This is a genomic window from Homoserinimonas sp. (assembly GCF_056262345.1).
This window is the reverse complement of the sequence record NZ_JBACFR010000223.1, coordinates 1-4,246: the sequence shown is the minus strand read 5'-3', so window position 1 is coordinate 4,246 and position 4,246 is coordinate 1. Positions and strand designations below refer to the sequence as shown.

Annotated in this window: 7 protein-coding genes; 4 read left to right on the top strand and 3 right to left on the bottom strand. The window is 62.7% G+C overall.

The genetic code is table 11. The annotated features are described in order from the left end of the window. Positions 1-6 precede the first annotated feature (6 nt). Positions 7-774, bottom strand: a complete 768-nt coding sequence (locus AC062T_RS10790; RefSeq protein WP_476029916.1) for an endonuclease/exonuclease/phosphatase family protein — start codon at positions 772-774, stop codon at positions 7-9. A 76-nt stretch (positions 775-850) separates the two neighbouring features. Then, entirely contained in the window at positions 851-1,525 is a 675-nt protein-coding gene (locus AC062T_RS10785) for a LysR substrate-binding domain-containing protein (protein ID WP_476029914.1), read from the bottom strand. 22 nt (positions 1,526-1,547) lie between these two features. Between AC062T_RS10785 and AC062T_RS10780 the strand changes: the two genes are divergently transcribed. Continuing rightward, complete coding sequence (locus tag AC062T_RS10780) at positions 1,548-1,919, top strand: DUF5997 family protein (protein ID WP_108516376.1); 372 nt, start codon at positions 1,548-1,550, stop codon at positions 1,917-1,919. A gap of 327 nt (positions 1,920-2,246) precedes the next feature. Here AC062T_RS10780 and AC062T_RS10775 read toward each other — a convergent pair whose 3' ends face one another. Continuing rightward, positions 2,247-3,122, bottom strand: a complete 876-nt coding sequence (locus AC062T_RS10775; RefSeq protein ID WP_476029912.1) for a hypothetical protein — start codon at positions 3,120-3,122, stop codon at positions 2,247-2,249. A gap of 57 nt (positions 3,123-3,179) precedes the next feature. On the opposite strand from AC062T_RS10775, the gene AC062T_RS10770 reads away from it, so the two are divergent. From AC062T_RS10770 to AC062T_RS10760, 3 genes are all read left to right on the top strand, one after another. Then, entirely contained in the window at positions 3,180-3,638 is a 459-nt protein-coding gene (locus tag AC062T_RS10770) for a DUF4442 domain-containing protein (RefSeq protein ID WP_476029910.1), read from the top strand. Positions 3,639-3,675: 37 nt separating this feature from the next. Further along, positions 3,676-4,035 (top strand): DUF5997 family protein, encoded by a 360-nt coding sequence (locus tag AC062T_RS10765; RefSeq protein WP_108516370.1) that lies wholly within the window; start codon positions 3,676-3,678, stop codon positions 4,033-4,035. Continuing rightward, positions 4,032-4,246: DUF1653 domain-containing protein (locus AC062T_RS10760; protein ID WP_476029908.1), on the top strand; the 215-nt coding region annotated here is incomplete at its 3' end. The genes AC062T_RS10765 and AC062T_RS10760, both read left to right, overlap by 4 nt.

Here is a 4,246-nt window from a genome sequence, read left to right as displayed (position 1 = left end):
GGCTAGCTAGAGCACATCAATAACGGCCTGCACCGGCTCGTGGTCGGAGGCCGCGCGCCCCTCGAACCGCGCAGTATTGATGGCGCCCACCTTCACGTCGATGCGGTCGGAGACCATCAGCCAATCGATGCGTCGCCCGCGCGGGCTCGGCAGCTTGTAGTCGGAGAACGTGGGGCCTGCACCGCCCAGCCGTTTGTCAGCGACCAGGAGAGAATCGCGGAGCCCTGCGTTCACCAGGATGCGATACGGCGGCTTGCCGGGCACCGTATTGAAATCCCCCATGAGAATGACGGGATGTTTGCACTCCGAGACGAGGCTCGCCACATACTCTGCCGAGGCGACCCGCGAGCGCTTGGAGGTGTGGTCGAAATGGGCATTGAACACGACAAAACGTTTGCCCGTCATCATGTCGTCGAACTCGGCGGTGACGACGACGCGGGGCACGAGGTTGCCCCACCCTCGTGATCCGGCAGCATGTGGGGTGGGGGAGAGCGTGCGCTGGGACCAATCGATCAAGGTGAGCCTCGTGGCATCAAAATAGATCGGGCATCCCTCGCCTTTTCCGTCTGCGGCTCGTCCATGCCCGACGATGCGAAAATCCGGGCCCATCATCCCTGCGATCGCCCGAGCCTGGCTCGCCATGGCCTCCTGGGTTCCGAGAATTGTCGGACGCTCCGCATGCAGCATGCGTTCGACGAGGTCGCGTCGCACCGGCCAAAAATCGGGGCTTCCGTGCCGAGACATTGTGATGATTCTGCGCACGTTATAACTCATCACGTGCAAAGAGGGAGCGCCCACGGGGCCAATCAGTGGCCTGTCGCCACCGACCCGCCGCGTGAGCATAACCATGTCAACGGCTCCCGCGTGCTCCGCGCTTACGGCCCGCTGCGGCAGACCCGCCGCCCTGGGGCTTTTTTACTCCGCGCTGAGGGGGTCGTTTGGCCTTGGTCTTCTTAGTGGGTGGCGGCGGTGCTGTCGGAGCCTCACCTCGCGAGCTGCTTGCCTTGCGCCCCCGCACGATGCCCACAAAATATTCGACGTCGGGCGACGTGGACTCCGTAGGCCAGGCAATGGCGATCTCGGTCTCTGGCGCATCGCTCACGGGGATCGCCTCCACATCTTTGCGGGCATACTGCCGCGCAACAGAGTGGGGCACGCGAAGCACGCCGACCCCTGCGGCGACAACCTCCACGGCATCCGCCGGGTCTTCTGTGCGCAGAATCTCGCCAGCGAGGTCTGCCTCCGTGACCGAATCGAAGAGAGCGATGGGATGTTCCTTGGCAACGACGACGACGGGAACTTCGCTATAGAGACGGATGACGCTCAGGTCGTCACGATCAATGGGCAGCCGCACAAAACTCACATCGGCGATGCCGTCGATGAGCACGGAACGCTGCTCCGACTCCGGGATCGGGATTACCTCGAGCGGAGTCTCCGGCCTGCGTTCCTTCCACGCTTTGGTCCAACGCCCGACACTCACACCGGCAACAATTGCGATGCGAAACGGAGCGACATCAGAAGGCATACCCTCAGGCTACGCTGGATAGATGACCGAGCAGACCATGAAACCAGCGACAGCCGCCCAAAAGCTCGGCGTGTACCTGCCAGCGACCCCCGCCGAGTTCCAAGAAACCCCCCTCACGCGCACCCAGCTCAACGAGATGCTGGAGACGCCGCCCGAGTGGCTCGTCGAACTTCGTAAGAACGGACCGCACCCGCGTTCCGTCGTCGCGGGAAAGCTCGGAATCTCCAACGCGGGCCTAGCCCGCGGTGGAATCACCGAAGCTCTCACGACCGAAGAGATCACCGCCCTCCTTCAGTCACCGCCGGAGTGGCTTGTCGAGGAGCGCGCAACGCAGGCCCAGGTTCGCGACGAGAAGATACGCCTCCGCGAGAAGGCCGCGCAGAAGCGCAAGTAACAGCACAAGACGGGCGCCCACGACGCCGCAGCTAAGACAAAGAGCCGGACCCGTTGGGGTCCGGCTCTTCTGCTCTCTCGCGGTTTCCTACTCGGATCGGCGCTTGCTCTCGGCCTTGTCCTTCTTGTCGGCGCGCTTTTCCTTGAGCGACTTAGAAGCCGCGGTCTTGCTGCTGGACTTTTTGATGGACTTGTCTGCCATGCCTGATGCCTCCTTGGGAGCGGGATGCTCGTCCTCCCGAGCGTACGCGGTTCCGCGCTCCTCCGAACTTCTGATCGCCGAACTCGCCGCATTTTGTTATCGGATGCCGAGCTATTCGATGCAGGCCTATCGGATGCCGAGCTTGTCCACCCAGTACGCCAAGAATCGAGCGCCGGCCTCGTCGTGGATCACGTCGTCAATCTCGATCACGGGGTAGGGGCGCTCGAGCACGCCATCGCTGGGCCTCACATCGACGTGGGCCGCATCGAAACCTGCCTCGTGAAGGTGGTCAGCCATCAGATAGTCGCCCCGAGAATCGCCCACTGAGCGCCAGAGTCGGGGGAGCGGCCCCGATTCGGCGAAGAAATTGAGCGCACGCTCCGCCGCGTGATTTTTGTCGAGCGTGACGGATTCGATATCCGTGGAGATGATCGTGGTATCGATGCGAAACGGCACGGCTCCCGTGGCGTCGGCAGACTCTCGTTCCCCGTGGCGAACTCCCACACCGTGCTCGACCATCACCTCAAAGGCGGCAGCCTCGAACTGCGACTGACGCTGCGCGTAGAAATCTGAAGCGACATCCGTTCGCTGCTCGACCGAGACCATCGCGAGTTTGGTCTGGTCAAAGAACATTGCGTCGGAGAAGTCCTTCTCGACCAGCTCTTTGAGTGCAGCCACAACCGGGGCGGGCAGGGCAACAGTGGTATCCACGCTCACGTCACCGCGGCCCCGCTCATCAATCGTGAACCACACCGCTCCCTTCTCACAGACGCCGAACATCCGCACCCCCTTGGGGAGTCCGCCAGCGACGAGCGGCGCGACAACCTCGTGTGTGATGAAGTGCTCTGACCTGCCCGTAATGAACGAAATCGGGATGCCGGCCGCCGCCAAAGAGACCAGGTCGGCGGTGATCTCGGGAATCGCAATGGTGCGCGTCTCGGGGCTGGCGATGGGGCCATCAACATCGAGCATGAGGCCGAGAGGGGGAGGCGTAGTGGGCATCCGCCAATTGTTTCACCTCGATGCAGCCGCCCTGTCAGACTCGGCGCGGAGGTACGAATGCGCGCTCGCACGTTTCGCAGGATGCTCAATGTCTGGCCGCCCCTCGTGGGGGCTGGCATCACGATTCTGGAGTTCAGCGATGACTACACGCATGTGAAGGTTCGACTTCGCATGAACAAGCTCAATCGCAACGCGGTGGGTAGCCATTTTGGCGGCTCGATCTATGCCATGACTGACCCGTTCTTCATGCTCATGTTGCTTCACCATCTCGGCAAGGATCATGTCGTCTGGGATAAGGCGGCCGAGATCGAGTTCGTGAAACCGGGGCGTGGCGATGTCTTCGCCGACTTTCACATCACCCCCGAGCTGGTCGATGAGTTGCGTGCAGAAGCTGCTGACGGCGGACGGGTTCTGCGTTGGCTCACCGGGGAGGTCGTGAACTCCGACGGCGACGTTGTCGCGGTCGTGCGAAAGCAGCTTTATGTGCGCCGCAAGCGAGAGAACACCGCCGCCTGAAAGCCGGGGTGATCTGAGTCCGTTATCGTTGGCAGCGATGATCAGCAGACACGATGCCGCCCAGCGGCTCGATATTTCCCTCGAAATGGCCCGCAAGCACGGGCTGCCCAACCGGATGACCGAGGCGGAATTTGACGAACTCGATCAGAACCCGCCAGCCTGGCTCGCTCAGTCACGGGCGAATCGCAAGGCGGGCGCACGACCGGTGTGGGTGCAACTGACCTGCACGGTGTGCGGTTATACCGAGGCGGTACGGCCCAAGAAGTGGTGGCCGGAGTTCACGTACATCACCTGCAGCGATCATTCCCCGCTCGATCTGCCCCCGGCAGCGGACGGGCTCTACCGAGCTGAGATCGACGGCATCGGTACCCGTTTTGTGGGCATCGTCGACGCATGACATCCCAGAACCCCCACTCCACCACGCCGGCCCCCGGTCGTTACCGACACTTCAAGGGCGGCGCCTATGAGGTCATCGGCGTCGCGCGCCACAGCGAGACAGAAGAAGAGCACGTTGTCTACCGCTCCGCGTCGGGCGATCTGTGGGTGCGCCCCCGTGACATGTTCCTGCAGACGACGGTGGTTGACGGCGTTGAGGTGCCGCGCTTCGC

Excerpts from the sequence above, each read along its gene's own strand:
- AC062T_RS10780 (WP_108516376.1), top strand. The coding sequence starts at position 1,548 with ATGACCGAGCAGACCATGAAACCAGCGACAGCCGCCCAAAAGCTCGGC.
- AC062T_RS10790 (WP_476029916.1), bottom strand. The coding sequence starts at position 774 with ATGAGTTATAACGTGCGCAGAATCATCACAATGTCTCGGCACGGAAGC.
- AC062T_RS10765 (WP_108516370.1), top strand. The coding sequence starts at position 3,676 with ATGATCAGCAGACACGATGCCGCCCAGCGGCTCGATATTTCCCTCGAA.
- AC062T_RS10785 (WP_476029914.1), bottom strand. The coding sequence starts at position 1,525 with ATGCCTTCTGATGTCGCTCCGTTTCGCATCGCAATTGTTGCCGGTGTG.
- AC062T_RS10775 (WP_476029912.1), bottom strand. The coding sequence starts at position 3,122 with ATGCCCACTACGCCTCCCCCTCTCGGCCTCATGCTCGATGTTGATGGC.
- AC062T_RS10770 (WP_476029910.1), top strand. The coding sequence starts at position 3,180 with ATGCGCGCTCGCACGTTTCGCAGGATGCTCAATGTCTGGCCGCCCCTC.